Here is a 26,399-nt window from a genome sequence, read left to right as displayed (position 1 = left end):
TCCCACATCACGGAAAAAGCACTGCCCGGTATGTCCGCCATGCGGGCAGGCCTCCGTCCTTTTTCGGCTGGCGCCTCGCCCGCACTGGGTTTAAGCCGGTAGCATGAACGCAAAAACCGACACCGTGCAGTCCTCGGCCGAGGCCCTGCGCTATCCCTGGGACCAGCATCCCGGCCCTGAAGAGGTCGTGGAGATCCGGCCCGGCGTGTTGTGGGCGCGGCTGAAGCTGCCGTTCCGCCTCAACCACGTGAACATCTACCTGCTCGCCGACGGCGACGGCTATGCGATGATCGATGCCGGCTTCGGCAACGAGGAGACGATCGAGGCCTGGACCAAGCTGTTCGAAGGTCCGCTGAAGGGCGTCAACATCACGCGCCTGATCGTCACCCACTCGCATCCCGATCATGTCGGCCTCGCGGGATGGATCGTCGAGCGGTTCAACTGCCCGCTGGTGATGTCGCAGGTCGAATATCTGCAATCGGTCTATCACCAGAACCGCGGCACCGAGGAGCGGAAGGAGGCACAGCGCCAGTTCTTCCGCCGCCACGGCATGGACGAGTCGCTGACCGAGAAGCTGCTCGGCCGCGGCCAGGACTATCTCAAGCGCGTCTCGGTGCTGCCGCCTTCCTACCGGCGCATCTCGCATGGCGACGAGGTCGTGATCGGCGCGCGGCGCTTCAAGGTGATCACCGGCGGCGGTCATGCGCTCGACCAGGTGATGCTCTATTGCGCCGACGACAAGCTGTTCCTCTCCGCCGACCAGGTGCTGAGCAAGATCTCGCCGAATGTCAGCGTGTGGGCGGTCGAGCCCGACCAGAACTCGCTCGGCGAATATCTGGCCTCGCTTGCGAGCCTCACCACCACCCTGCCCTATGATCTTCTGGTGCTGCCGGGCCACGGCGTGCCGTTCTACGGCCTCAAGACCCGCATCAAGCAGCTTGCCGATCACCACGAGGAGCGCTGCCGCCTGATCGCGGACGCCTGCCGCGAGCAGCCCAAGACCTCGCGCGAGCTGGTGCCCGTCGTGTTCAACAAGCACGTGCTGGACGAACACCAGATGGGCTTTGCCGCCGGCGAGCTGGTCGCCCACGTCAACTACATGATCGTCGAGGGCCGGCTGACGTCCGAGGCGAAGGACGGCGTGCTGCAGTTCAGGACGACGTGAGCGACGCCGTCATGGCCGGGCATAGCCGTCCTAAGGACGGCGTCGCTCGCCTATGTCCCGGCCATCCACGTTCTTCCAGATGGAGACAAATTCGTGGATGCCCGGGACAAGCCCGGGCATGACGAGTTTGCGGCACCGCCTCACTTCATATTCGCGATCGCGTGCAGCGCCGCGATATAGCCGAACGGACCCAGCCCGCAGATCACGCCCGTCGCCACGAACGAGATCTTGGAGTGGCGGTGGTATTCGTCGCGGGCGTGGATGTTGGAGATGTGGACTTCCAGCACCGGGCCTTCGAACGTCTTGATCGCGTCCATGATCGAGACCGAGGCGAAAGAGAGCCCGGCCGGATTGATGACGATGGCATCGGCGTCCTGCCGCGCCGACTGGATCAGATCGACCAGCACGCCCTCATGGTTGGACTGGTGGAAGGCGAGCTTGAGCCCGAGCTTTGCGGCAACCTCTTCGCAGCTCGCATTGACCTGTGCGAGCGTCGTCGTGCCGTAGATGTGCGGCTCGCGGATGCCGAGCATGTTGAGGTTTGGACCGTTGAGGATCATCACGCGCTTCATGGAAGGTCCTTCTGGGAGTTAGCCACCGAACCACTTGGCCGGGCCGGTGACGAGAACGGGAAACAGCGTCAGCAAGGCTAGCACGACAAGCTGCGCGATCATGAAGGGCCAGACGCCGCGGATCAGGTCGTCCATCGAGACGCGGGAGACGCCGGCGACGACGTTGAGCACCACGCCGACCGGCGGCGTGATCAGCCCGATCGCGTTGTTGATGATGAAGAGCACGCCGAAATAGACCGGGTCGATGCCGGCCTGCTTGACGATCGGCATCAGGATCGGCGTCAGGATCAGGATCGTCGGCGTCATGTCCAGCGCGGTGCCGACAATGACGACGATGATCATCAGGACGATGGTCAGCAGCGTCTGGTTGCCGGCGAACGGCTTGACCAGGGCCACGATCTGGTCGGAGATCTCGGCGACGGTGATGAGCCAGGACGACACCAGCGCGGCCGCGACGAGGAACATGACCACCGCCGTGGTCTGGGCGGTCGAGACCAGCAGCGCCGGCAGTTGCGATGGCTTCAGCTCGCGGTAGACGCCCATCGCCACGACCAGCGAATAGACCGCGACGACGACGGCGGCTTCGGTCGGAGTGAAGATGCCGAAGCGGAGGCCGAAGATGATGATCATCGGCAGCATCAGGGCCCAGAAGCCGTCGATCAGCGCGCGCCAGATCTCCGCAATGCTCTTGCGCGGCAGGCGCGCCGGATTCTCCTTGCGCACCACCCACCACCAGGCGAAGCACAGGCCGACGCCGAGCAGCAGCCCCGGCACGATGCCGGCCAGGAAGAGCTTCGAGATCGAGACATTGGCGGCGACGCCAAAGATGACGAAGCCGATCGAGGGCGGGATGACAGGCGCGATGATGCCGCCAGCCGCGACGAGGCCGGCCGCGCTGGCGCGATTGTGGCCGGCCGCCGCCATCATCGGCACCAGCAGCGCACCGAGCGCCGCGGCGTCCGCGACCGCGGAGCCCGACAGCGAAGCCAGGATGCAGGAGGTGAGGATCGCGACATAGCCGAGCCCGCCGCGGAAATGCCCGACCAGCGCGATGGCGAAATTGAGGATGCGGCGCGCAAGGCCGCCGGTGTTCATGACCTCGCCGGCAAGGATGAAGAACGGCACCGCCATCAGCGGGAAGGAATCGACGCCGTTGATGACGTTCTGCGCGATGATCTGGGAGTCGAACATGGCCAGATACGTCATCAACGCGATGCCGCAGACGATCAGCGCGAACGCGATCGGCATGCCGATCGCCATGGCGCCCAGCAGCGAGAAGGTGAAGACGGCGACGGTCATCGCTTACAGCTTTCCGCCGGCGGCGTCGGGAGAATGGGCCAGCTCCTCGGATTCGCTGATCGCGATCAAGTCGGCGTCGGCGATCTGCCCGGTCGCGAGCCGGTACAGCTCGTGCACGATGATCACGCAGGAGGAGGCGCCGAACACGATGCCGGCGGCATAGAACAGGCCGACCGAGAGACCCGAGGCCGGCGCCACGGTGTCCCAGTTCAGCATCGTCTGCTTCCACGAGCCCTCCGTCAGCAGGATGGAGGCGTAGAGCATCAGCAGGTGGCTGAGCCCGTAGCAGAGCTTGCGACCTCCGGGCGGCAGGACCTTGACCAGACTGTCGACGCCGAGATGAGCGTGCTCCTTCATGCCGATGATCGCACCCAGGAACACCATCCAGACGAACAGCCAGCGCGACAGCTCTTCCGAGACGGCGATGCCGGAGTTGAAGCCGTAGCGCAGCACGACATTGCCGAACACCAGCACGACCATCGCGGCGAGCAGCACCGCGATGACCGCGCGGAGCAGCCAGAAATAGGCTTTGACGACCGCCTTCATGAGTTCGGGCCGCTCAGGGCTTCAGCGCATGAACGCGATCGAGCTCGCTATTGAACAGCTTGACCAGCGCGGGATCGTAGTCGGCGGAGAATTTCTCCGCGATCGGCTTGGTCTTGGCGCGCATGCGGTCGAGCTCGCTAGGCGCGATCTCGTTGATCTCCATGCCCTTGGCCTTGAGCTCGTCGATCGCGGCCTTGGCCTGCTCGCGGCTGACCTTGCGCTGGTAGTCACGCGCCTCGATCGCGGCGTCCTGCAGGATCTTCTGCTCGTCGGGCGAAAGGGTATCCCAGAATTTCTTGGAGATCAGGATGATGTTGGTCGAGTAGGTGTGGTTGGTGACGCCAAGATATTTCTGCACCTCGTAGAACTTGTTCGACAGGATCACCGAGAACGGATTCTCCTGACCGTCCACGGTGCGGGTCTCGAGCGCGCTGTAGAGCTCCGAGAAGCTCATCGGCACCGGGTTGGCGTTGAACGCCTTGAAGGTCTCCAGATACACGGGGTTCGGGATCACGCGGATCTTGATGCCGTCGAGATCCTCGCCCCTGGTGATCGGCCGCCGGCTGTTGGTGACGTTGCGGAAGCCGAGGTCCCAATAGGCGAGGCCGACCAGCCCCTTCTCCGGCAGTTTCGCCAGCAGCGCCGCGCCGAGCGGACCGTCGAGCAGCGCATCGGCCTGCTGCGGGGTCGAGACGATGAAGGGGAAATCGATCAGCCCGTAATCCTTGACGATGCCGACCAGCGAGGTCGTCGCCGGTGACTGCATCTCCTGGGTGCCGGCGCGCAGCGCGGATTGCTGCTGCATCTCGCTGCCGAGCTGATTGGCCGGATATTCGCGCACTTTCAGCTTGCCGCCGCTCTTGGCCGCGACGATCTCGGCGAATTTCTGCACGCCTTTGCTGACGGGATGGTCGGTGTTGTTGAGGTGTCCCCAGCGGATGGTGCGCTCCTGGATGGCCTGGCCCGAGGCCGAGCCCATCACGCCCAGGGCGACCGCGCCGATCGCCGCCACCCAAGCCAGACCTTTGATCCGAACACGCATCGCGCCCTCCCCTGATGATCTCGTTCTTAGGGGCGGGAAAGTCTTATATGACGAACTATAAATCAACCTATATTTTGCATTTTGTATGATGTTATAAGAAACACTTGATAAAGCTCCGAAATTTGCCAAAACGCACGTCCAAGACGCTAGGATGAGGCATGGACATCCTTCCCGACACGACTGCCGAGACGGTGGGCGACAGCGCCTATCGCCGCATCCGCACCGACCTGATCTTCGGCAAGCTGACACCGGGTCAGAAGCTCAAGCTCGAGCGGATGAGCAGTGCCTACGGCACCAGCATCTCGACGCTGCGCGAGACGCTGAACCGGCTGTGCTCGGAAGGTCTTGTCGTCGCCGAAGGCCAGCGCGGCTTCGAGGTGGCGCCGATCTCGGCGGCGGAATTCCAGGAGATCGCCGAGCTGCGCGAGCTGCTCGAAGGCCACATGATCGAGAAGTCGTTCGCGGCCGGCGATCTCGACTGGGAGGCGCACATCGTCTCGGCGCATCACAAGCTCGCGGCGATGGAGCGGATGCTGCTGTCAGGCGAACGGTCGGACGCCGAGAGCTGGAAACAGTGTGATTTCCAGTTTCATCGCGCGCTCGTCGCGGCCTGCGGCTCCAAGGTGCTGCTCGATGCGCATGCTGCGGTCTACGACCGCTATCTGCGCTATCAGATGATCGCCGTGGTGTTTCGCGGCGAGATGGCGGCCGCCGAACATCGTGAGCTCAAGGAGCTGGCGCTGAAGCGCGACGCCAACGGCGCCAACAAGGTGCTGCACACCCACATCCATGATTGCGTGACGCATGCCTTGCGCAATTCGGATTGGTTGAAGCCGGTCACGGCCAAGGACGTGCAGCGCGAGCCGCGCAAGAAGGCCAAGGCATCCTGACAAGGCATCCCGAAAAGCCCGGATAGACCACCGCCCCGGCGCATGGTGCAAAGCAACATTACCTCTCGCGCGAACTTGATCCGGATCAAGTTTCAATTCGCACGATAGGGCATTTTGCCCAAATGCCCCACAGGGCCAAATGTGGGATAGCGCATAGACATTGGAGCTGGAAAAGCTCTAAGAAGATGCCGCCCTTTTGGTCAGTTCCGTCTTAGGTTTTGCCGATGGATTACAGCCAGTTCTTCAATTCCGCCCTCGATCGTCTCCACTCCGAGCGGCGCTATCGCGTGTTCGCCGATCTCGAGCGCACCGCCGGCCGGTTCCCGCACGCGGTCTGGCACTCGCCGAAGGGCAAGCGCGACGTCGTGATCTGGTGCTCCAACGATTATCTCGGCATGGGCCAGCACCCGAAAGTGGTCGGCGCCATGGTCGAGACCGCGACCCGCGTCGGCACCGGCGCAGGCGGCACCCGCAACATCGCCGGCACGCATCATCCGCTGGTGCAGCTCGAGGCCGAGCTCGCCGACCTCCACGGCAAGGAAGCCGCGCTGCTGTTCACCTCGGGCTATGTCTCGAACCAGACCGGCATCGCGACCATCGCGAAGCTCATTCCGAACTGCCTCATCCTCTCCGATGAGCTCAACCACAATTCGATGATCGAGGGCATCCGCCAGTCCGGCTGCGAGCGCGTCGTGTTCCGCCACAACGACCTCGCCGACCTCGAAGAGAAGCTGAAGGCCGCAGGAACGAGCCGGCCGAAGCTGATCGCCTGCGAGAGCCTCTATTCCATGGACGGCGACGTCGCGCCGCTCGCAAAAATCTGCGATCTCGCCGAGAAGTACGGCGCAATGACCTATGTCGACGAGGTCCACGCCGTCGGCATGTACGGCCCGCGCGGCGGCGGCATCGCCGAGCGCGATGGCGTCATGCATCGCATCGACATCCTCGAAGGCACGCTCGCCAAGGCGTTCGGCTGCCTCGGCGGCTACATCGCCGCCAACGGCCAGATCATCGACGCCGTGCGCTCCTATGCGCCGGGCTTCATCTTCACCACCGCGCTGCCGCCGGCGATCTGCTCGGCCGCCACCGCCGCGATCAAGCATCTGAAGACCTCGAGCTGGGAGCGCGAGCGCCATCAGGACCGCGCCGCCCGCGTCAAGGCGATCCTCAATGCGGCCGGACTGCCGGTGATGTCGAGCGACACCCACATCGTGCCGCTGTTCATCGGCGATGCCGAGAAGTGCAAGCAGGCCTCCGACCTGCTGCTGGAAGAGCACGGCATCTACATCCAGCCGATCAACTATCCGACCGTCGCCAAGGGCACCGAGCGCCTGCGCATCACGCCCTCGCCCTATCACGACGACGGCCTGATCGATCAGCTCGCCGAAGCCCTGCTGCAGGTCTGGGACCGCCTCGGCCTGCCGCTGCGGCAGAAGTCGCTGGCGGCGGAGTAATCGTCGTCCTGGCGAAAGCCAGGACCCATTACCCCGACTGCGGATTGTTGTAGCTCGCTGGGGCAACAAGCGTGCCCGAAACCACGTCCCGTGGTTATGGGTCCTGGCTTTCGCCAGGACGACGTTGGGATTGGCACCTTAACGACAACCCCAGTTCCTCCCCCGGCACGGCATTTCGGTGTCGCTTGCGTCTCTGCAACGCGCTAGATTTAAAGGGAAAATGAGCATTGGCGCGGGTTTGCCGCGCCCAGGGAGAAACGCGCTCGCCATGCTGCACGACTGGGGCGTGATCGCCGCGGCCTTCGGCTATATCGGCTTCCTGTTCCTGGTGGCGAGCCACGGCGACCGCCGCTCGCAGGCCAAGGCCGGCCGCGCATCCGGGCTGATCTATCCGTTGTCGCTCGCGATCTACTGCACCTCCTGGACCTTCTTCGGCTCGGTCGGCTTCGCCACCCGCACCTCGACCGACTTCCTCGCGATCTATGTCGGCCCGATCCTGATGATCGGCCTCGGCGCCGGCGTGCTCCGCCGCGTGATCCAGCTCGCCAAGGCCCACAACATCACCTCGATCGCCGACTTCATCGGCGCGCGCTACGGCAAGAGCCAGGCGGTGGCGGCGACCGTGGCGCTGATCGCGATCATCGGCTCGGTGCCCTACATCGCGCTCCAGCTCAAGGCGGTGGCCTCCTCGCTCGAAACCATTCTCAGCGAGGACCAGGCCTTCTCCCACATCCCGATCCTCGGCGACATGGCGCTGATGGTGACGCTGGCGATGGCGGCCTTCGCGGTGCTGTTCGGCACGCGCCAGACCGACGCGACCGAGCACCAGCACGGGTTGATGCTGGCGGTCGCGACCGAATCCATCATCAAGCTGGTCGCCTTCCTCACCGCGGGCATCTTCGTCACCTTCTGGATGTTCTCACCGCATGAATTGATCGAACGCGCGATGAAGACGCCGGAAGCGGTCCGCGCCATCAACTATTCGCCGTCGATCGGCAACTTCCTGACCATGACGCTGCTGTCGCTGTGCGCGGTCATGCTGCTGCCGCGCCAGTTCCATGTCAGCGTCGTCGAGAATTCCAGCGACGCCGAGGTCGGCCGCGCGCGCTGGCTGTTCCCGCTCTATCTTGTCGCCATCAATTTGTTCGTGATCCCGATCGCGATCGCCGGCCTCGTCACCTTTCCGTTCGGCGCGGCCGACCCCGACATGTACGTGCTGGCGCTGCCGATGGAGGGGGGCGCCGACCTGCTCAGCGTCGCCGTCTTCGTCGGCGGCCTCTCGGCGGCGACCGCGATGGTGATCGTCGAATGCGTCGCGCTCTCGATCATGGTCTCGAACGACCTCGTGGTGCCCCTGGTGCTGCAGCGGCGGCCGGAGGGGCGCACCGGCGGCGCCGATTTCAGCGACTTCCTGCTGCGCTCGCGGCGCCTCGCGATCTTCGCCATCATGGTGATGGCCTATTTCTACTACCGCGCGCTCGGCAACACCCAGCTTGCGGCCATCGGCCTGCTCTCCTTTGCCGCCATCGCCCAGCTCGCGCCGAGCTTCTTCGGCGGCCTGTTGTGGCGGCGCGCGACCGCGCGCGGCGCGATCGGCGGCATGCTGGTCGGCTTTGCCGTGTGGCTCTACACGCTGTTCATGCCGAGCTTCATGGATTCCTCGACGGCGGGCATCCTGTGGCTCCAGCACGGCCCGTTCGGGATCGAGGCGCTGCGGCCGCAGGCGCTGTTCGGCGCCGATTTGCCGCCGCTGATGCACGGCGTGATCTGGTCGCTGTCGCTCAACATCCTCACCTATGTGCTGCTGTCGCTGGCGCGCCGGCCTTCCTCCATCGAGCTGGTGCAGGCCGACCTGTTCGTGCCCAACACGCTGGCGCCGATCTCCCCGAGCTTCCGCCGCTGGCGCACCACCGTCACGGTGCAGGACATCCAGACCACGGTGGCGCAATATCTCGGCCCCGACCGCGCCCGGCATTCGTTCGAGGCCTTCTCGGCCCGCCGCAACGTGCGGCTCGAATCCGCCGCGCCTGCCGATTTCGAGCTGTTGCAGCATGCCGAGCACCTGATCGCCTCCTCGATCGGAGCAGCCTCCTCGCGCCTCGTGATGTCGCTCCTGCTGCGCAAGCGGACGGTGTCGGCCAAGGCCGCCCTGAAGCTGCTCGACGATTCCCACGCGGCGCTGCATTTCAACCGCGAGATCCTCCAGACCGCACTCAACCATGTCCGCCAGGGCATCGCGGTGTTCGACGCCGATTTGCAACTGATCTGCTCCAACCGCCAGTTCGGCGATCTCCTCAACGTGCCCCCGCATTTCATCCAGTTCGGCACGCCCCTGCGCGAGATCCTGGAATTCATGGGCGTGAGCGATCAGGCGGGCGAGACCGACCGCGAGGCGATGATCGAGCAGCGGCTCGTGGCCTACACCACCGACAGCGAGCCCTATCTGGAGCGCCTGCCGGACCGCCACATGGTGATCGAGGTGCTGACCAACCGCATGCCCGGCGGCGGCTTCGTCATCACCTTCACCGACGTCACGCCGACCTTCGAGGCGGCCGAAGCGCTGGAGCGCGCCAACGCGACCCTGGAAAAGCGCGTGCGCGACCGCACCGAGGAGCTGACCCGGCTGAACTCGGAGCTCGCGCTCGCCAAGAGCGCGGCCGAAGATGCCAGCATCTCCAAGACGCGCTTCCTCGCCGCCGCGAGCCACGACATTCTGCAGCCGCTGAACGCGGCCCGGCTCTACGTCACGAGCCTGGTCGAACGCCAGCACAATGGCGAGGAGACGCGGCTGGTCGAGAACATCGACGAGTCGCTGCAGGCCATCGAGGAGATCCTCGGCGCGCTGCTCGACATCTCGCGGCTGGACGCCGGCGCGATGACGACCTCGATCTCGAGCTTCAAGATGGCCGACCTGATGCGTTCGCTGGAGATCGAGTTCGCGCCGGTCGCACGCGCCAAGGGCCTCGATCTCACCTTCGTGCCCTGCTCGCTGCCGGTACAGTCGGACCGCCTGCTGCTGCGGCGCCTGCTGCAGAACCTGATCTCCAACGCGATCAAGTACACCCCGCGCGGCCGCGTGCTGGTCGGCTGCCGCCGCGAGGGCCCCTCGCTCAGGATCTGCGTCTATGACACCGGCGTCGGCATTCCGCCGGTCAAGCGCGTCGAGATCTTCAAGGAATTCCACCGTCTCGAGCAAGGCGCGCGGATCGCGCGCGGCCTCGGCCTCGGGCTCTCGATCGTGGAACGGCTGGCGCGCGTGCTCAAGCACGGCATCGCCATCGAAGGCAACAAGAGCGGCGGCTCGGTCTTCTCGGTGACGGTGCCGACGGCGAAGGCCGTCACCCTCACCGCCGCCGTGACCAGCGCGACGCCGCTGGCACGCACGCCGATCGCGGGCGCGCTGATCGTCTGCATCGAGAACGATGCCGCGATCCTCGACGGCATGCGCACGCTGCTGAAGGCCTGGGACGCCGAGGTGATCGCGGTCGCCGATCCCGAAGGCGCGATCGCGGCGATCGAGGCTGCCGGCAAGCGCGTTACCGGATTGCTCGTCGACTACCATCTCGACCGCGGCAACGGCATCGCCGCGATCCGCGAGATCCGCCGCCGCTTCGGCGACGGCATCCCCGCGATCCTGATCACCGCCGACCGCAGCCCCGCGGTGCAGATCGCGGCGCGCGACGAGAAGGTCGCCGTGCTCAACAAGCCGGTGAAGCCGGCTTCGCTGCGCGCCTTGCTTGGCCAGTGGCGCACGCAGCAGATGGTGGCGGCGGAGTAGCTCTGTCGCCGCTCAGAAGTCCGTGGAGACGCCGAGTGCGCGCCACTTCTCCAGCTCTTGGAGACGCTGCCGGTCCGTCGCCGCGATCGCGTTGACGGCATCACTCCCGAGCGCGATCCGCAAGGGCGGACTTTCCATCGCGACGAGCTTCAGGAAGACGGCGGCGGCTTTGACGGGATCGCCGGGCTGCCGGCCATCGTAGTCGCGCTGCATCCTGACAGCGGTCCCGACGACGGCATCGTACTCGGCACGCCCCTCATCAGTCGCGTGCGCGGTCTGCGCAAACCCGGTGCGGAAACCGCCGGGCTCGACGATCGTCACGTGCACGCCGATCAGCGCCATCTCGCGCGCCAGCGACTCCGAGAAGCCCTCGATGCCCCATTTCGCGGCCGAATAGGCCGCACGCGCCGGCGCGCCGATCCGGCCGCCCACGGACGAGACTTGAACGATATGCCCGCGGCGTTGCCGGCGCAGCACCGGGATCGCCGCTTTGGTGACGATGATGGTGCCGATCAGATTGGCCTCGATCTGCTGCCGGAATGAATCCAGGCTCGTGTCCTCGACCGATCCGAGCTCGCCATAGCCGGCATTGTTGACGACCACGTCGAGGCTGCCGAACGCCGTCACGGCGAGTTCGATGGCCGCTTGCGCTGCGGCCTCGTCAGTGACGTCGAGTGTCGCGAGCCGCAGTCTGTCGCCGAACCGGTCGCGCAACGACTCAAGCGGCGCGAGATTCCGGGCAGTGGCAACCACCCGGTCGCCCGCGGCAAGCGCCGCTTCCGTGATGGCGCGGCCAAGCCCACGGGAGCTGCCGCTGATGAACCAAGTCTTCAAGTCGGCCTCCGCATGGTCTCAGGGCGCAAGCCGGGTGAAGACATAATCATGGCTCTTGGCGCGGGCTTCGTGACAGCCCCAGCAGGTGCGGTGCTGAGCCGCGTCGACCGGCTTGCCGTCGATGAAGCGGCCAAAGCCCCAGCCGCCGGTCGCTGCGTATTTCTTGGAATCCTTGACCATCACCTGCACCGTGGTCGCGACGCCGGGAACCGTTGCCGACGCGAATTCCGGCGATTGCTTCCGCTTCCAGGCGCGCTTGACCAGAATGGTCCCGTCCGGGAACGGCAGCTTGGCGGCCTGATAGGCGTCGATGGCCGTCTGGTTGCCGACGACGGCGCGAAGCTCGTCGAGCGGCGGCGCCTCTTCGGCGGGCGCGATCAGCTCCCACTGCTTGTAGCCGGCGGGAATCGTGACACCGAAGATCGGGGAGGCGTCCGCCGCGTTGTCTGGCGCCGGCCCTTCGGCAAATGCGATCGAGACCAGATAGGGGACGCAAGTGAGGAGGACGACGAGAAGGAGCATGCCCAGCGTGATCGCCGTGGCATAGGAGCGTTTTTTCGTCTCGGGTTCGGCAGGGGTCATGATGTTTTCTTCAAGCGAGGGATCGCGGCAGGTCCTCGGTCCAGCGGCGCTGGACCGAGGCATCGCATGAGTGCTCAGGCGCCGTCGGCGTCGATCACGGCCTTGGCAAAGGCCTGCGGCGCTTCCTGCGGCAGATTGTGGCCGATGCCGCCGGTGATCAGGCGGAAGTCGTAGCGACCCTCGAACTTCTTGGCATAGGCGCTGGGATCGGGATGCGGCGCGCCGTTGGCGTCGCCCTCCATCGTGATCGTCGGGACCTTGATCACCGGAGCTTCCGCGAGCCTCTTTTCGAGATGGTCGAACTTCGGCTCGCCTTCGGCGAGCCCGAGCCGCCAGCGATAATTGTGGATCGTGATCGCGACGTGGTCCTTGTTGTCGAGCGCCGCCGCACTGCGGTTGAAGGTGGCGTCGTCGAACTTCCATTGCGGCGAGGCGAGCCTCCAGATCAGCTTGGCGAAGTCGTGCGTGTACTTCGCGTATCCGAGGCGGCCGCGCTCGGTCGCGAAATAGAACTGGTACCACCATTGCAGCTCGGCTGACGGCGGCAGCGGAGCATTGCCTGCGGCCTGGCTGGAGATCAGATAGCCGCTGACCGACACCAGCGCGCGGCAGCGATCCGGCCACAGCGCGGCGATAATGTCGGCGGTGCGCGCGCCCCAGTCGAAGCCGGCGATAACAGCCTTCTTGATGTCGAGTTTGTCCATCAGCTCGATGATGTCGACGGCCATCGCCGCCGGCTCGCCGTTGCGCGGCGTCTCGCTGGAGAGGAACTGCGTCGTGCCGTAGCCGCGCAGATAGGGGATGATCACGCGATAGCCGGCCTTTGCCAGGATCGGCGCGACATCGACGTAGGCGTGAATGTCGTACGGCCAGCCGTGCAGCAGGATCGCCACGGGCCCGTTCGATGGGCCGACCTCGGCATAGCCGACATTCAGGACACCGGCATCGATCTGCTTGATCGGGCCGAAGGACGCATTCGATGCGGCGCCGCGCGTCGCTTCCGTTTCGGCGCGGGCAAGGTCGATCACGCCGAGACCGAGAGCGACGGTCCCCGCGGCGACGCCGAAGAACTTGCGGCGATGCTGGTCGATGAGCTGGTTCATGATGGGCTACCTCATTGCTGGTTGGTTGGGGGTGATCAGATCAGTGCGACCGTGACGTCGATGTTGCCGCGCACGGCCCTGGAATAGGGGCAGGTCAGATGTGCCTCATCGATGATGGCGCGCGCGGCCTCGGGATCGAGGCCCGGCAGGCTGACATTGAGGCGCGCCCGCAGGGAGTAAGTGTTGTCTTCGAGCAGAAGATCGATTTCCGCATCGATCGCGCTTTTTCGAGGAAGCACGATTTCCCGCTTGCGCGCCGCCTTCTCCATCGCGCCTTCAAAACACGCCGACCAACCGGCCGCGAACAGTTGCTCGGGATTGGTGCCGATGCCCGCGCCGCCCGGCGGCGACAATTTGACATCGAGACGGCCGTCCAAACTGCGCGATATGCCGTCGTGTCGTCCGCCGCTGGTGTGAGTGCTGGCCGTGTAGATCAGTTTTGCCGCTTGCGTCATGAAGGTCTCCTTGCCGTCAGGCAAATGACTAGCAGCCGCCTCGGCGGGACACCCGTTGGGAGTTGTGAGAACTTGTGAGGCTGGCCGGGAACCCAATGACGAGACCTGCAAACGTAGCCTGATGGCGATGCGCTGCTGGCCTTGCCGGATCGACGACGGCTCGTTATCCGGTTCTCCGAATGAGCAAGAATTCGTGATGACTGAACCGGCTGCGCCCGCGGCATCGATATTGATATTCGGCCCTTTCACCGTGACGCCGCATGAAAGGCTCGTGATGCGCGACGGCGTCGCGCTGCCGATGGGCGCCAAGAGCTTCGATACGCTGATCGCGCTGATGTCGCGGCCGAACCAGGTCGTCAGCAAATGGGATTTGATGGCGCTGGTCTGGCCCGGCATGACGGTCGAGGAGACTAATCTGCGCTTTCACATCGCCGCGCTGCGCAAGGCCCTCGGCGACGGCAAGGACGGCGCACGCTACATCACCACGCTCTCCGGCCGCGGTTACTGCTTCGTGGCGCCGATCTCGCAAGCGGAGCCTTCGGCAAAGCCGGCTCCGGCAGCGCCGCGAACCGAACTTCCGCCGGTCAAGCTGCCGAACCGGCTGCAGCGAATGGTCGGGCGCGACGAGGCGGTCGTCGCCATCTCGGACAAGCTCGTCACCATGCGCTTCGTCACGATTGCCGGCCCCGGCGGCGTCGGCAAGACGGCGGTCGCGGTGGCGATCGCTCACGACCTGCTCGAGACCTTCTCCGACGCCGCACACTTCGTCGATCTTGCGGCTCTGAGCGATCCCGAGCTCGTGATCACCTCGATCCTGCTGATGCTGGGCCTGCCGGCCCAGGCCGACGATCCGCTGCCCGCGCTGCTCGCGCATATCAGGGACAAGCGGATGCTGCTGATCCTCGACAATTGCGAGCATGTCATCGCGGCTGTGGCACCGCTGGCGGCAGCGATCTTCCATGCGGCGCCGCACGTGCACATCCTGGCGACGAGCCGTGAAGCCCTGCGCGTCGAGGGCGAGCAAGTCTATCGGCTCGCGCCGCTCGCCGTTCCGCCGGACGATACCGGGCTGACGGCGACGGTCGCGCAGACCTATCCTGCGCTTCAACTCTTCATCGAGCGCGCGACGGCCGGCGGCGCGCACATCGCGCTCGACGACGGCAATGCCGCGATCATGGCCGGCATCTGCCGCAAGCTCGACGGCATGGCGCTGGCGATCGAGCTCGCGGCAGGCAGGGTCGAGGCCTACGGCCTGGAGCAGACGGCAGCGTTGCTCGACGAGCGCCTCAATCTGCTCTGGCAGGGCCAGCGCACCGCGCCGCCGCGGCAGAAGACGTTGCAGGCGACGCTGGACTGGAGCTACGGGCTCTTGTCCGACGTCGAGCGCCTCGTGCTGCGCAGGCTCGCGGTCTTCTCCGGCCATTTCACCATCGACGCCGCGCTCGAGGTCGTGCCGGACCAGCGTGTCGACCGCGCCCGGCTGTTCGACGCCATCGACAGCCTCGTCGCCAAGTCGATGGTCGCGCCGCGCCCGATCGGCGCCATGATGCGTTACCGTCTGCTCGACACGACGCGCGCCTATCTGCTCGAGAACGAGCCCCGCGACGCGGCGCTCTCAGCTCGGCACGCGACCTATTACCGGCAATGGCTGGAGCAGGCCGGCACGACATGGGCGACGGTGCCGGGCGCGGACGAACGGGCAATCCACTTCTCCGCGCTCCACAACGTGCGCGCCGCTTTGCACTGGTGCTTCAGCGCGGACGGCGATGCGGGCATCGGCATTGCGCTCACCGCGGCGGCAGCTCCCATCTTCCTGGCGATGTCGCTGCTGATCGAATGCCGGCGCTGGTCGGAACGGGCGCTGCTGGCGATCGCCCCGTCCAAGCACGGCAGTGCTGAGGAGATGCACATCCAGGCGGCGCTCGGATTGACGCTGATGTTCACGCGCGGCGGCAGCGAAGCGGCGCGTGACGCATTGAGCAGGGCGCTTGCGATCGCGCAGGCGCGCGGCGATGCACCCAACCAGCTCCAGCTGCTTGGCCGCATGCATATTTTCCACGAGCGAATGGGACAGTTCGATGCCGCGCTCGGCTATGCCCGGCAGAGCCTCACCGTCGCCGAGACGCTCGGCGATGCCGCCTCCATCGCGCTCGCAAAATCACTGCTGGGCGTCTCCCTGCATCTGGCCGGCGAGCATCGCGACGCATTGACGATGCTGAAGGCGGCCTGGCAGGGGCCGGGCACGGAGCGGATCAGCACGGTGCACGGCTTCGATCATCGCAACCGCGCCGGCATCTCGCTTGCGCGCGAGCTCTGGCTGCAGGGCCGTCCGGCGGAGGCTCAGCAGCTCGCGCGACAAACGGTCACCGAGGCCGCGCAGATGGACCATCCGATCACGCTCTGCATCGCGCTGATCTGGGCGGTGTCGATCGATCTCTGGAGCGGCGACCTCGACGGCGCCGAATGCGACATTGGCCACTTCATCGCCCACGCCGAATCGCGCTCGATGGGCCCCTATCTCGCGGTCGGCCGCGGCGTCAAAGGCGAGCTGGCGATCCGGCGCGGCGACGCCGCCGCCGGCGTCGAGACGATACGCGCCTGCCTGCGCGAGCTGCACGAGGCCGGCTACGAGCTGCTGACCACGACGTTCAACATCGCGCTGGTTCAGGGCCTGCTGGCGCTCGGCCAGACCGGGCAGGCGGCAGGCCTGATCGACGACGCCATCCGGCTCGTCGAGCACGGCGGCGATCATCTCTACATGCCGGAGCTGCTGCGGATGAAGGGCAGAGTTCTGTTGTCGCTTCCTGCACCCGACAAAGCGGCAGCGGAGGCCAGTCTCAGGCAGTCACTGGAGCTTGGCCGCGACCAGGGCGCGAAGGCCTGGGAGCTGCGGGCGACGATCGACCTTGCGCAGATCCTTGCCGAACGAGGCGGCCGTGCGGACGCAAAGCTGCTGCTCCAGACGGCGCTCGAAGGTTTCGCCGAAGGCTCGGACATGGCGGATATCAGGATCGCCAACGAGCTGCTGCAGGCATTATAAATCCGACGAACTCGCTACGTCGGCTCCGTCATCCCGAGGTGCGACTGGCGCGATGCGAAGGCATTGCGACCAGAGCCTCGAAGGATGAACGGTCGAAGTGCCAGCCGGGCCATGCATCCTTCGAGGTTCCCGATGGGGCACTTTGCCCCATCACTCGCACCTCAGAGTGACGGTGATGGATCGACGGTAGCTCTCTCCAATTCCGTCATTGCGAACGCAGGGAAGCAATCCAGAATCCCTCCGTGGAAAGACTCTGGATTGCTTCCCTGCGCTCGCAATGACGGAGTATGAGGCAACAGGGTCACTCTTCCAGCTCACATTTCGGCTTGCAGACATACCTTCGCATTCTCGCAGCGTCTTCGCCGGAAGCTGTTTCGCCCGACGTGGAGCGCAAGAACTTGGGATGATCACCTCGCTGCCACCAGGCAGACCGGGCTAGTGATGAGTGCCGACAAATATAAATGCCCGCAACAAGTACCAGATGACGATGGCGCCCCAGACGCCGCCAGACAACCAGCGAAGAGCAAGGACCATTCGTCCGCGTGCACCTATGTGGGGCCGGACCCGGCCAAACAGCTCGCTTGCCCAGATATGCAGGAGATTTTCTTCGAGCTTCTCGGCGATCTCATTATAAATAAGCGTGTGCTCCGGAGACCGGCGAAGACCATCGGTGGACGATCAATTCGCGAAAGCTGTTCATGGTCCGCCCCTCGAACGTCGCACGACCCCGGTACTCGATGCCGGGCGCCTGCAGGTGATTTATCCAGCCATCACCGGGCCAGCGTCGCGGCATATTCACCTTAATCAGGTTGGTGATCTTGCGTGGCCGGCCCAGGAAGATTTCGTTCTCGCGGCGAAGTTCCGTGAGCGGATGAAGCTCGTGCACCGTCGCCATGTCGGAAATGGGGAACACCAGCGGCGAATTGGCTCCGCCGGTCTTCCAGCCGCCGGGAATGGTGAGCTTCAGGACCAGCGAGACCGTGTTGCGAGCGCGGTCATCTTGAACCTCGATCGGCGCGGCCTCGGCAACGCCGGGCCAGACGGATTGCCACTCCCGCAGCATGCCTTCGACGTATCCGGCGGTCCCCTCGTTGGCGATGCGATTGCGCATACCGTCGGCATACCAAAACGAATAGTCGATCGTCCGTTCCACGGTCGCGGGCGAGTTGCGCTTCGGTCCCAGCGTGATCTCGTCTTCCCAATGGATGACGTGAAGCGGCTCTTCGCTTCCCATCCATTCCAGTTCGACCGTCTCACCCGTGAGCGGTAGCGCCCATCCGCGATGCGGCTGAGAGATATCGTTCAGACGACCGCCCTGCATCGACACCGTCGGATCGAGCCAGTAGCTGTGACCATCGAGCCGCACGTGCGCAATGCAGTGATTGAAGACGCCGGCGCTCGGAAGGATATCGTTCAGGGCAAAGCCGTGGGTCGTCGAGACCAGGGCCGCACAGGCATCGAGGCCGAGCCGACGCGCGCCCGCCACGTAGAGCGTCGAGGAATCCTTGCAGTCGCCGAAGCGCGTATTCCAGATCGTCTCGACCGGTCGGGGCGTCAGCCCGCCTTCACCCAGCGAAACGGCGAAATAGCGGAGCTCACGCTGCACGAATCGCAACCATTCGGCAGCCCGCTCAGCCAGCCCTGCATGCTCTCGCCCGATGCGATCGACCTCCTCTGCGAGCACATCAGGAAGACCACCCGCCTCATAATGAGGCGACAACAGCGATGCTACTTCGTTCCAGCTCTCGAATTCGCTGAGTTGCAGCGAGGGGTGGAAGAGAATCCACGAGGGCGTCAGGATTTCCGGATCGCGCCGCTTCTGGCCGACCAGTTGCCATCTCAGATCCTCGACACCGTCAGCGGTCGTGCACTGCGACGGCGGCGGATTGTTGAACTCCTTCTTGTGAATGTTGCGGGCAATTGGCCTGCGCAAGCGCTGGCGCCGTTCGAAGTACGGATTGAAACGATCGAACGTGATCCAAGACTGATACTTGCCCAGCAGAACCGGTGCGCCGCCATAAATCGTGAGGCTGAATTCCACGATGTCGTCGATCCGCACGTCTGGAACAAGCAGCGAAACGGTCAGGCATCCGTCGAACACCAACCGCTCCAGATTGGTTTCACGCCGCAAGACCTGGAAGGCATCAGGTTTGGCGTGCTCGATCCGCTCGCCGCCGCGGACAACGCTGATGAAATGCACTTCGAGCCGCTGATAGCCTGGATCGAAGTCGACCATGAAATGCGCGGTCCGCTCCGCGCCTTCGCGCGTCAGGACACGGTTGGCGACCCGACAGTGCCAGGCGACCGTGCCGGTGCTGAGATCGGTTTGAATATCAGACAACAGCCGGCATACGCCGTTCCCGATGCAGGAGACCTCCGTCTCTGGGATGGGAAAACGATAGGGCTGGTGATCCACCCATTCCGGCACCGACGCGCAATGAACGAGATCGCGCGCATTCCATTCCAACCCCACGCACTTGCTCCAGCCCGATAACCAGCCCGACGCACAGGTTGTAGCAAATGACTGTCGCAACGCAACACGCCAAGCGGGAGTTTCGCGGCAGGAGTAGACGTAACGATTCGGGACGAGCGAAGTCCTACCCCGTCGGCGTGCCCTGCTTCCACTGGCCGCCGGCGATCCTCGCGGCGGCGATCACCGCCTGCGTGCGGCTCTCGACGCCGAGCTTTTGCAGGATCGCCGAGACGTGCGCCTTGATGGTGGCCTCGGAGACGCCGAGCTCATAGGCGATCTGCTTGTTGAGCAGCCCCTCGGACAGCATCATCAGGACCCGGACCTGCTGCGGTGTCAGCGTGACCAGACGGTCGCGCAGGCGCGTCATGTCGGGATCGGCCGCGGCCGACAAATCGGTGTCGGCGGGAACCCAGACGTCGCCTTCCATCACCTTGAGGATGGCGTCGCGCAGCGTCTCGACGCCGAAGCGCTTCGGGATGAAGCCGGAGGCGCCGAAATCGAGCGAGCGGCGGATCGTGGCGCTGTCGTCGGAGGCCGAGACGATCACCACCGGGATCGCCGGATATTGCGCGCGCAGATAGATCAGGCCGGAAAAGCCCGAAATCCCGGGCATCGACAGGTCGAGCAGGATCAGGTCGACGTCGGAGGTCTGTTCCAGAAGCTTGGTCAGATCCTCGAACGATCCTGCCTCATCGATCCTGGCCGAGGTCAGGACGCTCGCCACCGCCTGCCGTAGCGCATCGCGGAACAGGGGATGATCATCGGCAATGACGAGATGGGTCGAGGGAGCGTTCATCGTTCTCTTGCTGTCGTTCGCGACCGCCGGGCGAGTCGATGCCGCGGCGGGTCAATTCTTCCCCGAGCGGCCGTGGCATGCAAGTGTACATTATCCCTTTGCTGGAAAGGGGTTAATCCGGAATTCTCCGCACTTGCGGTCCGGCATCTGCGACCGGACGTCAGGTGCGCGTCAGTGCGCAAGGCCGAAAGTCGTATTGGGACAGGTTTCACGCCGATGTTACCTTGCGGGCAAGACCTGGGTTGATCCGGCATGCCCGGACATCCGGGGCGCGAGGAAACGCATTTCGGGGAGCGACTCACTATGTCGACAATGGCTGTGTCTCAGACTGGCGCAGGAGGGATGACGAAGGACGAACGTTTCGTCATTCTCGCCTCCTCGCTCGGTACCGTCTTCGAATGGTACGACTTCTACCTCTACGGTTCGCTGGCCGGCATCATCGGCGCGCAGTTCTTCTCGGCCTATCCGCCGGCAACCCGCGACATCTTCGCGCTGCTGGCGTTCGCCGCGGGCTTCCTGGTACGTCCGTTCGGCGCCATCGTGTTCGGCCGTATCGGCGACATCGTCGGCCGCAAATACACCTTCCTCGTCACCATCCTGATCATGGGCCTGTCGACCTTCATCGTCGGCCTGCTGCCCAACGCGGCGACCATCGGCATCGCGGCCCCGATCATCCTGATCGCGCTGCGCCTCGCCCAGGGCCTGGCGCTCGGTGGTGAATATGGCGGCGCGGCGACCTACGTCGCGGAGCATGCTCCGAACGGCAAGCGCGGCTACTACACCTCCTTCATCCAGACGACGGCGACGCTCGGCCTGTTCCTGTCGCTGCTGGTGATCCTGTTCACCCGCACCGCGACCGGCGAAGCCGACTTCGCGGCCTGGGGCTGGCGCATTCCGTTCCTGGTCTCGGTGCTGCTGCTCGGCATCTCGGTCTGGATCCGTCTCCGCCTCAACGAATCGCCGATCTTCCAGAAGATGAAGGACGAGGGGAAGAGCTCGAAGGCGCCGCTCACCGAAGCCTTCGGCAACTGGCAGAACGGCAAGCTCGTGCTGCTCGCCCTGCTCGGCGGCGTGATGGGCCAGGGCGTGGTCTGGTACACCGGCCAGTTCTACGCGCTGTTCTTCCTGCAATCGATCCTCAAGGTCGACGGCTACACCGCCAACCTGCTGATCGCCTGGTCGCTGCTGCTCGGCACCGGCTTCTTCATCGTGTTCGGCGTGCTGTCCGACAAGATCGGCCGCAAGCCAATCATCCTCGGCGGCTGTCTGATCGCGGCCCTGACCTTCTTCCCGATCTTCAAGATGATCACCACCAACGCCAACCCGGCGCTGGAAAAGGCGATCGAGACGGTCAAGGTCGACGTGGTGGCGGATCCCGCAGCTTGCGGCGACCTGTTCAACCCGGTCGGCACCCGCGTCTTCACCGCGCCCTGCGACACCGCACGTGCCTACCTGTCGCAGTCGTCGGTCAAGTACTCGACCTCGTCTGGCCCCGCCGGCTCCGGCGTGAAGGTCGTGGTCAACGGCAAGGACGTTGCCTACGCCAACGCCAAGGACGGCAACCCCGCACTGCTCGCCGCGGTGCAGGCGGCCGGCTATCCGAAGCCGGGTGACGCGGGCATCGTGAAGATGTCGAACCCGTTCGACATCTTCCGTCCGCAGGTGGCCGCGACCATCGGCTTGCTGTTCATCCTGGTGGTGTTCGTCACCATGGTGTACGGCCCGATCGCCGCGATGCTGGTCGAACTGTTCCCGACCCGCATCCGCTACACCTCGATGTCGCTGCCCTACCACATCGGCAACGGCTGGTTCGGCGGCCTGCTGCCCGCGACCGCCTTCGCCATCGTGGCCTCCACGGGCGATATCTATGCCGGTCTCTGGTATCCGGTCATCTTCGCCTCCATCACGGTCGTGATCGGCTTCCTGTTCCTGCCCGAGACCAAGGACGTCGACATCAAGGCGACCTGATCGAAGCAGCGATCAACCAACACCAACCGGCCGCGGTCTCCGCGGCCGGTTTTGTTTTGGGCCCGAGCTTCGCGCGAGAGCGCTCTAGCGATTGCCGCCGATGAATTGCAGCACCACCTCGCGGCGATGCGGGCGGGTCCGATGCTCGATCAGATAGATTGCCTGCCAGGTGCCGAGCGCGAGCTTGCCCTCTATAACCGGCACGTGGAGCGAGGTCCCCGTCAGCATGGTCTTGACGTGCGCCGGCATGTCGTCCGGCCCTTCGGTGTCGTGAGTCCAGCCCGCATCTTCATCGTCCGGCGCGAACCGCGCCAGCGCCGTGGTGAGGTCGACGAGCACGGAAGGATCGGCATTCTCCTGGATCGTCAGCGACGCCGAGGTGTGACGGATGAACAGCGTCAGCGCGCCGTCGCGCGCGCGGACTTCGGCGACGAACTTCGCGGCCTCGCTGGTGAGATCGATGAAGCCGCAGCCCGGCGTCTGCACGGTCAGCAGCGACGATGAGATGATGGTGGCCTGCACCGAGCTCGGCGTTGAGCGGGTGATGGATTTGGTGGATGTCATGAACGTCTCTCAACTCGGAAAGCCGCCGTAGGGTGAGCAAAGCGAAGCGTGCCCACCAATCCGCGCGACGATATCAGGATCGTGGGCCGGGCGCGTTGCGCCTTTGCCCACCCTACGGCAGCTCGTCGCGCGTCAAATCTTTCCCGACACGTCCTTTTGCACGCGGTTGGCCATGTCGATCAGCCGGCGCCATGCCTTTTCCAGGAACGACATCACGCGGTCGACGTCCTGATCGCTCGGCAACGGAATCTCGATCTTGCGGTCGCCCTCGGCAACCTTCGGCTCGGCCTTCTTCAGCGGGTCGGATTTCGGCAGTGCCTCGTCGATCTTGCCCGAGACCGTCGGCCCGGCCGCGAGCTGCCCCTTCAGCTTCTCGACTTCGGCCTGGAGCCGGCCGATCTCGGCATCGAACGCGGCACGCTCGTCGGGCACGGCGTAGCAGGCCCAGCCGGACCCGTTCCGGGTGCAGGTCGACATCGTGCCCGTGCGGGTGTCGAGCCGCAGCACCCCCTCCGGGATCGGTGTCATGGTGTAGCGGCCGTTTTCGCTGTCCGGCGCCGATTGGGCGGCCAAGAGGCTGCCGCTGACGGTCATCACTACGGCGAACGACGCCGCCGCAAGCCATGATGCTGTGGATGACGTCACTGGTCTCATCGCACTCTCCGCCACGACGCCAAACGTGGCACGTCCGCAATTCTACACCCGGCCGAGGCGATCCGCCGCCAAAAACACCCGCCCGGAATCAACGATGCCGGGCGGGTGTTTGATCCCTGCAGCGCGGCGAAATGGCGGCCACGTCCACCGATCCGCAAGAGAGCTGCTGCGGTGCGGCGTCACGCTGTGTGCAGCGCTGCCGTGCGCGCCAATATCGTCAAATAAATCAACTACATAGAAGAAAGCGACGCAATCGTGACTTGGCTTGACTTGATTATAGGCCATCAGTATGGTCCGCGCGGCTTTTGAGGGTGGCGGGCGTAATTTCCATTCAGCCGCGGCGTTTCGGGTCTTCGTTGCATGACACAGGGCACGGGACACGGCGAGAATGGAGATCGCGATAGATCGCCCGAGGAAGCTGCGCTTTCCGAACGGCTCGGAAATCTCGATCAGCGGTTGTCGGAAATTCGCGACCGCCGGATCAAGACCGAGCAACCCGCAGGTGACGGTGGAGACGGAGCGGCCAGAGCCTCGGCGATGGCGCTTGGTTTTCGGTTATCCTCCGAGTTGGTCGCCGGTGTCGCTGTCGGAGCGGGGATTGGCTGGGGGTTCGACCGCTTGCTGTCGACGTCGCCTTTCGGATTTATCGTGTTCCTGCTGCTGGGCTTCGTGGCCGGCGTGGTGAACGTGGTGAGATCGGCGGGCGCGGGTCAGAACAGGCGCGGTGGTTCGTAAGGCGATCCGCACGGAGAGGAATGATCGTGCCGGCATCGCCGGTACGGGCCGGCCCGGCCGGCAGACCGAGACCCGCCGGCGTCGCCCGGCAGACCAAGAGATGCCGCGCTGATGAAAATCGACCCGATCCACCAGTTCAACATCGAGCCTCTCTTCACCCTGGGCCAGATCGGCCATCACACGATCGCCTTCACCAATTCGTCGCTCTACATGCTGGTGGCGGTGGCGATCATCACGCTGCTGATGCTCGCCAGCGGCTCGCAACTCGTTCCCGGGCGCCTGCAGTCGGTCGCCGAAATCTCCTACGAATTCGTGGCCTCGACCATCCGTTCGACGGCCGGCGCGGAAGGCATGAAGTTCTTCCCGCTGATCTTCTCGCTGTTCATGTTCATCTGCGTCTCGAACCTGGTCGGCATCATCCCCTACACCTTCACGGTCTCGAGCCACCTGATCGTCACCGTCGGACTGGCGCTGCTGGTCTTCTTCACCGTGCTGATCTACGGCGTCGCCAAGAACGGCCTGAAATTCTTCTCGATTTTCGTTCCGCACGGCGTCCCGGGCTACATCCTGCCGCTGGTCATGTTCATCGAGATCCTGTCGTTCTTCCTGCGGCCGGTCTCGCACAGCATTCGTCTGTTCGCCAACATGCTGGCCGGCCACATCGCGCTGAAGGTGTTCGCGGGCTTCGTCGCCATGCTGGGCTTCTCGCTCGGCGCCATCGGCTGGGTCGGCGGCGTGCTGCCGCTGGCGCTCACCGTCGCGCTGTACGCGCTCGAGATTCTGGTCGCGTTCCTGCAAGCCTATGTGTTTGCGATCCTGACCTGCATCTACCTCAACGACGCCATTCATCCGGGACACTGAGCGGTCCGGGGAATTTCCACCCACAACCCAATCTTTCTTCCAAGGAGTCTAAAATGGATCCGGCAGCAGCAAAACTTATCGGCGCGGGCATCGCATGCATCGGCATGGGCGGCGCGGGCGTCGGCGTGGGCGTGATCTTCGGCAACTACCTCGCCGCAGCCGTCCGCAACCCCTCGGCCGCTCAGGGCCAGTTCGGCAACCTGATCTTCGGCTTCGCCGTGACCGAAGCGCTCGGCATTTTCTCGCTGCTGATCGCGCTGCTTCTGCTGTTCGTTTTCTAAGAACGACTTCTTTCGCGCCGCTTCATCCGAAGCGGCGCGTGACAGCAACGGGAGTACTCCATGGCTGAGAGTCATGGCGGCGCAAAAGGTCCGGCGGCGGGCGCTCACACTGAGGCTGACGGTGGTCACCACAGTGGCGGGTTTCCGCCGTTCGAGAGCAGCACCTTCGCTTCACAGCTGGTGTCGCTCGCGATCTTCTTCGTCCTGCTTTACGTGATCGTGTCCAAGTTCGCTCTGCCGAAGGTCGGCGGTGCGATCGAAGCGCGTCAGAACAAGATCGAGGGTGACCTCGCCGAAGCGCAGAAGCTGAAGGACCAGTCCGAGGCTGCGCTGAAGGCCTATGAAGGCGAGCTTGCTTCGGCCCGCTCGCGGGCACAGGCGATCGGCAACGAATCCCGCGACAAGGCGAATGCGCAGGCGGAAGCCGAGCGCAAGGCCCTGGAAGAGCAGCTGGCGGCCAAGCTCGCCGGGGCGGAAAAGACCATCGCCTCGACCCGCGCTACCGCCATGAGCAACGTCCGCGGCATCGCGGCCGATGCGGCAGGCCAGATCGTGCAGCAGCTCACCGGCGTCGTTCCGGATGCGGCCTCGGTCAATGCTGCCGTTGACGCGTCCTTGAAGGGTTAGTCGATATGTTCTTCGATCCTGAGACCTGGGTCGCCGTCGCCTTCGTGATCCTGATGGTCGTGTTCGGCTATGTCGGGGTGTTCAAGTCGGCGATGACCGCGCTCGATCATCGCGCCGATCGCATCAAGGCCGAGCTCGCCGACGCGACGCGCCTCAAGGAAGAAGCGGCCAAGGTGCTCGCGGACTACAAGGCGCGCAGCGCCACCGCCGAGCGCGAGGCCGCCGACATCATCTCCAACGCCAAGGCCGAAGCCGAGCGCATCGCTGCCGACGCCAAGGCGAAGATGGAAGACTTCGTCGCCCGCCGCACCAAGACCGCGGAGAGCAAGATCGCACTCGCCGAGGCCCAGGCGCTGGCCGATGTCCGCGCCGCAGCCGCGGAAGCCGCCGTCCAGGCCGCTTCCACGATCCTGTCGCAGTCGGTCAAGGGCCAGGTCGCCGACGACCTGCTCGCCAAGGGCATCAACGAAGTCCGGCAGAAGCTGAACTGAGGGTTTCGCCTTCACCAATCAAAAAGCCGGCGCGATGAGCGCCGGCTTTTTTGTTGGGCGGAGAGGTCTCGTGTCCCGGACGCGACGCGGCATGAAATGACGCGGCGCAGAGCCGGCAACTGTTATGTCGGCTTGGCCTTTAGGTAGGGCTTCCTTTCGCGCATCATGGCGTTGAGGACGGTTAGTAGC

The 26,399-nt window shown here is 64.8% G+C and carries 24 protein-coding genes; 11 read left to right on the top strand and 13 right to left on the bottom strand.

The window, feature by feature from the left end; genetic code table 11:
• Positions 1–103: 103 nt before the first annotated feature.
• Positions 104–1,165: an MBL fold metallo-hydrolase gene (locus tag JQ617_RS39210; protein ID WP_212031020.1), complete on the top strand. Its 1,062-nt coding sequence runs from the start codon at positions 104–106 to the stop codon at positions 1,163–1,165.
• Positions 1,166–1,305: 140 nt separating this feature from the next.
• Here the strand turns inward: JQ617_RS39210 and aroQ are convergent, their stop codons facing one another.
• From aroQ to JQ617_RS39190, 4 genes are read right to left on the bottom strand one after another with little or no spacing between them, the layout of a single operon-like run.
• Positions 1,306–1,737, bottom strand: a complete 432-nt coding sequence (gene aroQ / locus JQ617_RS39205; RefSeq protein WP_212031019.1) for a type II 3-dehydroquinate dehydratase — start codon at positions 1,735–1,737, stop codon at positions 1,306–1,308.
• A gap of 18 nt (positions 1,738–1,755) precedes the next feature.
• Entirely contained in the window at positions 1,756–3,036 is a 1,281-nt protein-coding gene (locus tag JQ617_RS39200; RefSeq protein ID WP_212031018.1) for a TRAP transporter large permease, read from the bottom strand.
• Between the two features lie 3 nt (positions 3,037–3,039).
• Positions 3,040–3,582, bottom strand: coding sequence for a TRAP transporter small permease (locus tag JQ617_RS39195; RefSeq protein WP_212031017.1), 543 nt, complete (start codon positions 3,580–3,582; stop codon positions 3,040–3,042).
• A 13-nt stretch (positions 3,583–3,595) separates the two neighbouring features.
• Positions 3,596–4,624: a TRAP transporter substrate-binding protein gene (locus JQ617_RS39190; protein ID WP_212031016.1), complete on the bottom strand. Its 1,029-nt coding sequence runs from the start codon at positions 4,622–4,624 to the stop codon at positions 3,596–3,598.
• 164 nt (positions 4,625–4,788) lie between these two features.
• Between JQ617_RS39190 and JQ617_RS39185 the strand changes: the two genes are divergently transcribed.
• The 3 genes from JQ617_RS39185 (at position 4,789) to JQ617_RS39175 (ending at position 10,746) form a co-directional block, all read left to right on the top strand.
• Positions 4,789–5,514, top strand: coding sequence for a GntR family transcriptional regulator (locus JQ617_RS39185; RefSeq protein WP_502754916.1), 726 nt, complete (start codon positions 4,789–4,791; stop codon positions 5,512–5,514).
• A gap of 224 nt (positions 5,515–5,738) precedes the next feature.
• Positions 5,739–6,968, top strand: coding sequence for a 5-aminolevulinate synthase (gene hemA / locus JQ617_RS39180; RefSeq protein ID WP_063687741.1), 1,230 nt, complete (start codon positions 5,739–5,741; stop codon positions 6,966–6,968).
• A gap of 268 nt (positions 6,969–7,236) precedes the next feature.
• Positions 7,237–10,746 (top strand): PAS domain-containing hybrid sensor histidine kinase/response regulator, encoded by a 3,510-nt coding sequence (locus tag JQ617_RS39175; RefSeq protein WP_212031014.1) that lies wholly within the window; start codon positions 7,237–7,239, stop codon positions 10,744–10,746.
• Between the two features lie 12 nt (positions 10,747–10,758).
• On the opposite strand, the gene JQ617_RS39170 is transcribed toward JQ617_RS39175, so the two are convergent.
• The 4 genes from JQ617_RS39170 to JQ617_RS39155 form a co-directional block, all read right to left on the bottom strand.
• A complete protein-coding gene (locus JQ617_RS39170; protein ID WP_212031013.1) occupies positions 10,759–11,580 on the bottom strand; it encodes an SDR family NAD(P)-dependent oxidoreductase in 822 nt (273 codons plus the stop codon).
• 18 nt (positions 11,581–11,598) lie between these two features.
• Positions 11,599–12,162, bottom strand: coding sequence for a cytochrome P460 family protein (locus tag JQ617_RS39165; RefSeq protein ID WP_212031012.1), 564 nt, complete (start codon positions 12,160–12,162; stop codon positions 11,599–11,601).
• 74 nt (positions 12,163–12,236) lie between these two features.
• A complete protein-coding gene (locus JQ617_RS39160) occupies positions 12,237–13,265 on the bottom strand; it encodes an alpha/beta fold hydrolase (protein ID WP_212031011.1) in 1,029 nt (342 codons plus the stop codon).
• A gap of 35 nt (positions 13,266–13,300) precedes the next feature.
• On the bottom strand, positions 13,301–13,720 hold the full coding sequence (locus JQ617_RS39155) for an organic hydroperoxide resistance protein (protein WP_212031010.1): 420 nt from the start codon (positions 13,718–13,720) through the stop codon (positions 13,301–13,303).
• A 196-nt stretch (positions 13,721–13,916) separates the two neighbouring features.
• Here JQ617_RS39155 and JQ617_RS39150 point away from each other — a divergent pair, with 196 nt between their 5' ends.
• Complete coding sequence (locus tag JQ617_RS39150; protein WP_212031009.1) at positions 13,917–16,760, top strand: ATP-binding protein; 2,844 nt, start codon at positions 13,917–13,919, stop codon at positions 16,758–16,760.
• Positions 16,761–17,388: 628 nt separating this feature from the next.
• Here JQ617_RS39150 and JQ617_RS39145 read toward each other — a convergent pair.
• Both JQ617_RS39145 and JQ617_RS39140 read right to left on the bottom strand, forming a co-directional pair.
• Entirely contained in the window at positions 17,389–19,233 is a 1,845-nt protein-coding gene (locus tag JQ617_RS39145; protein ID WP_212031008.1) for a DUF3857 domain-containing transglutaminase family protein, read from the bottom strand.
• A gap of 124 nt (positions 19,234–19,357) precedes the next feature.
• Positions 19,358–20,029, bottom strand: coding sequence for a response regulator (locus tag JQ617_RS39140; protein WP_063686549.1), 672 nt, complete (start codon positions 20,027–20,029; stop codon positions 19,358–19,360).
• Positions 20,030–20,371: 342 nt separating this feature from the next.
• Between JQ617_RS39140 and JQ617_RS39135 the strand changes: the two genes are divergently transcribed.
• The gene (locus JQ617_RS39135; RefSeq protein WP_212031007.1) at positions 20,372–21,997 is read left to right on the top strand and encodes an MFS transporter; all 1,626 of its coding nucleotides are present in this window, start codon (positions 20,372–20,374) and stop codon (positions 21,995–21,997) included.
• Between the two features lie 84 nt (positions 21,998–22,081).
• On the opposite strand, the gene JQ617_RS39130 is transcribed toward JQ617_RS39135, so the two are convergent.
• The 3 genes from JQ617_RS39130 to JQ617_RS39120 all read right to left on the bottom strand — a co-directional run bounded on the left by JQ617_RS39130 (position 22,082) and on the right by JQ617_RS39120 (position 23,500).
• Complete coding sequence (locus JQ617_RS39130; protein ID WP_212031006.1) at positions 22,082–22,561, bottom strand: secondary thiamine-phosphate synthase enzyme YjbQ; 480 nt, start codon at positions 22,559–22,561, stop codon at positions 22,082–22,084.
• A 132-nt stretch (positions 22,562–22,693) separates the two neighbouring features.
• Complete coding sequence (locus JQ617_RS39125) at positions 22,694–23,215, bottom strand: hypothetical protein (protein ID WP_212031005.1); 522 nt, start codon at positions 23,213–23,215, stop codon at positions 22,694–22,696.
• A 42-nt stretch (positions 23,216–23,257) separates the two neighbouring features.
• The gene (locus JQ617_RS39120) at positions 23,258–23,500 is read right to left on the bottom strand and encodes a hypothetical protein (protein WP_212031004.1); all 243 of its coding nucleotides are present in this window, start codon (positions 23,498–23,500) and stop codon (positions 23,258–23,260) included.
• Positions 23,501–23,575: 75 nt separating this feature from the next.
• Here JQ617_RS39120 and JQ617_RS39115 point away from each other — a divergent pair, with 75 nt between their 5' ends.
• From JQ617_RS39115 to JQ617_RS39095, 5 genes are all read left to right on the top strand, one after another.
• The gene (locus tag JQ617_RS39115; RefSeq protein WP_063686541.1) at positions 23,576–23,950 is read left to right on the top strand and encodes an AtpZ/AtpI family protein; all 375 of its coding nucleotides are present in this window, start codon (positions 23,576–23,578) and stop codon (positions 23,948–23,950) included.
• A 111-nt stretch (positions 23,951–24,061) separates the two neighbouring features.
• Complete coding sequence (locus JQ617_RS39110) at positions 24,062–24,811, top strand: F0F1 ATP synthase subunit A (protein WP_212031003.1); 750 nt, start codon at positions 24,062–24,064, stop codon at positions 24,809–24,811.
• A gap of 53 nt (positions 24,812–24,864) precedes the next feature.
• Positions 24,865–25,092 carry a F0F1 ATP synthase subunit C gene (locus tag JQ617_RS39105; protein WP_018643436.1) on the top strand — a complete coding sequence of 76 codons (228 nt, stop codon included), beginning with the start codon at positions 24,865–24,867 and terminating at the stop codon, positions 25,090–25,092.
• Between the two features lie 60 nt (positions 25,093–25,152).
• Positions 25,153–25,719 (top strand): F0F1 ATP synthase subunit B family protein, encoded by a 567-nt coding sequence (locus JQ617_RS39100; protein ID WP_145656718.1) that lies wholly within the window; start codon positions 25,153–25,155, stop codon positions 25,717–25,719.
• A 5-nt stretch (positions 25,720–25,724) separates the two neighbouring features.
• The gene (locus JQ617_RS39095) at positions 25,725–26,210 is read left to right on the top strand and encodes a F0F1 ATP synthase subunit B family protein (RefSeq protein ID WP_063686536.1); all 486 of its coding nucleotides are present in this window, start codon (positions 25,725–25,727) and stop codon (positions 26,208–26,210) included.
• Positions 26,211–26,399 lie beyond the last annotated feature (189 nt).

This window comes from Bradyrhizobium sp. KB893862 SZCCT0404 (assembly GCF_018130885.1).
In the GTDB taxonomy this organism is placed as follows: domain Bacteria; phylum Pseudomonadota; class Alphaproteobacteria; order Rhizobiales; family Xanthobacteraceae; genus Bradyrhizobium; species Bradyrhizobium stylosanthis.
This window is presented reverse-complemented; position numbering and strand designations above follow the sequence as displayed.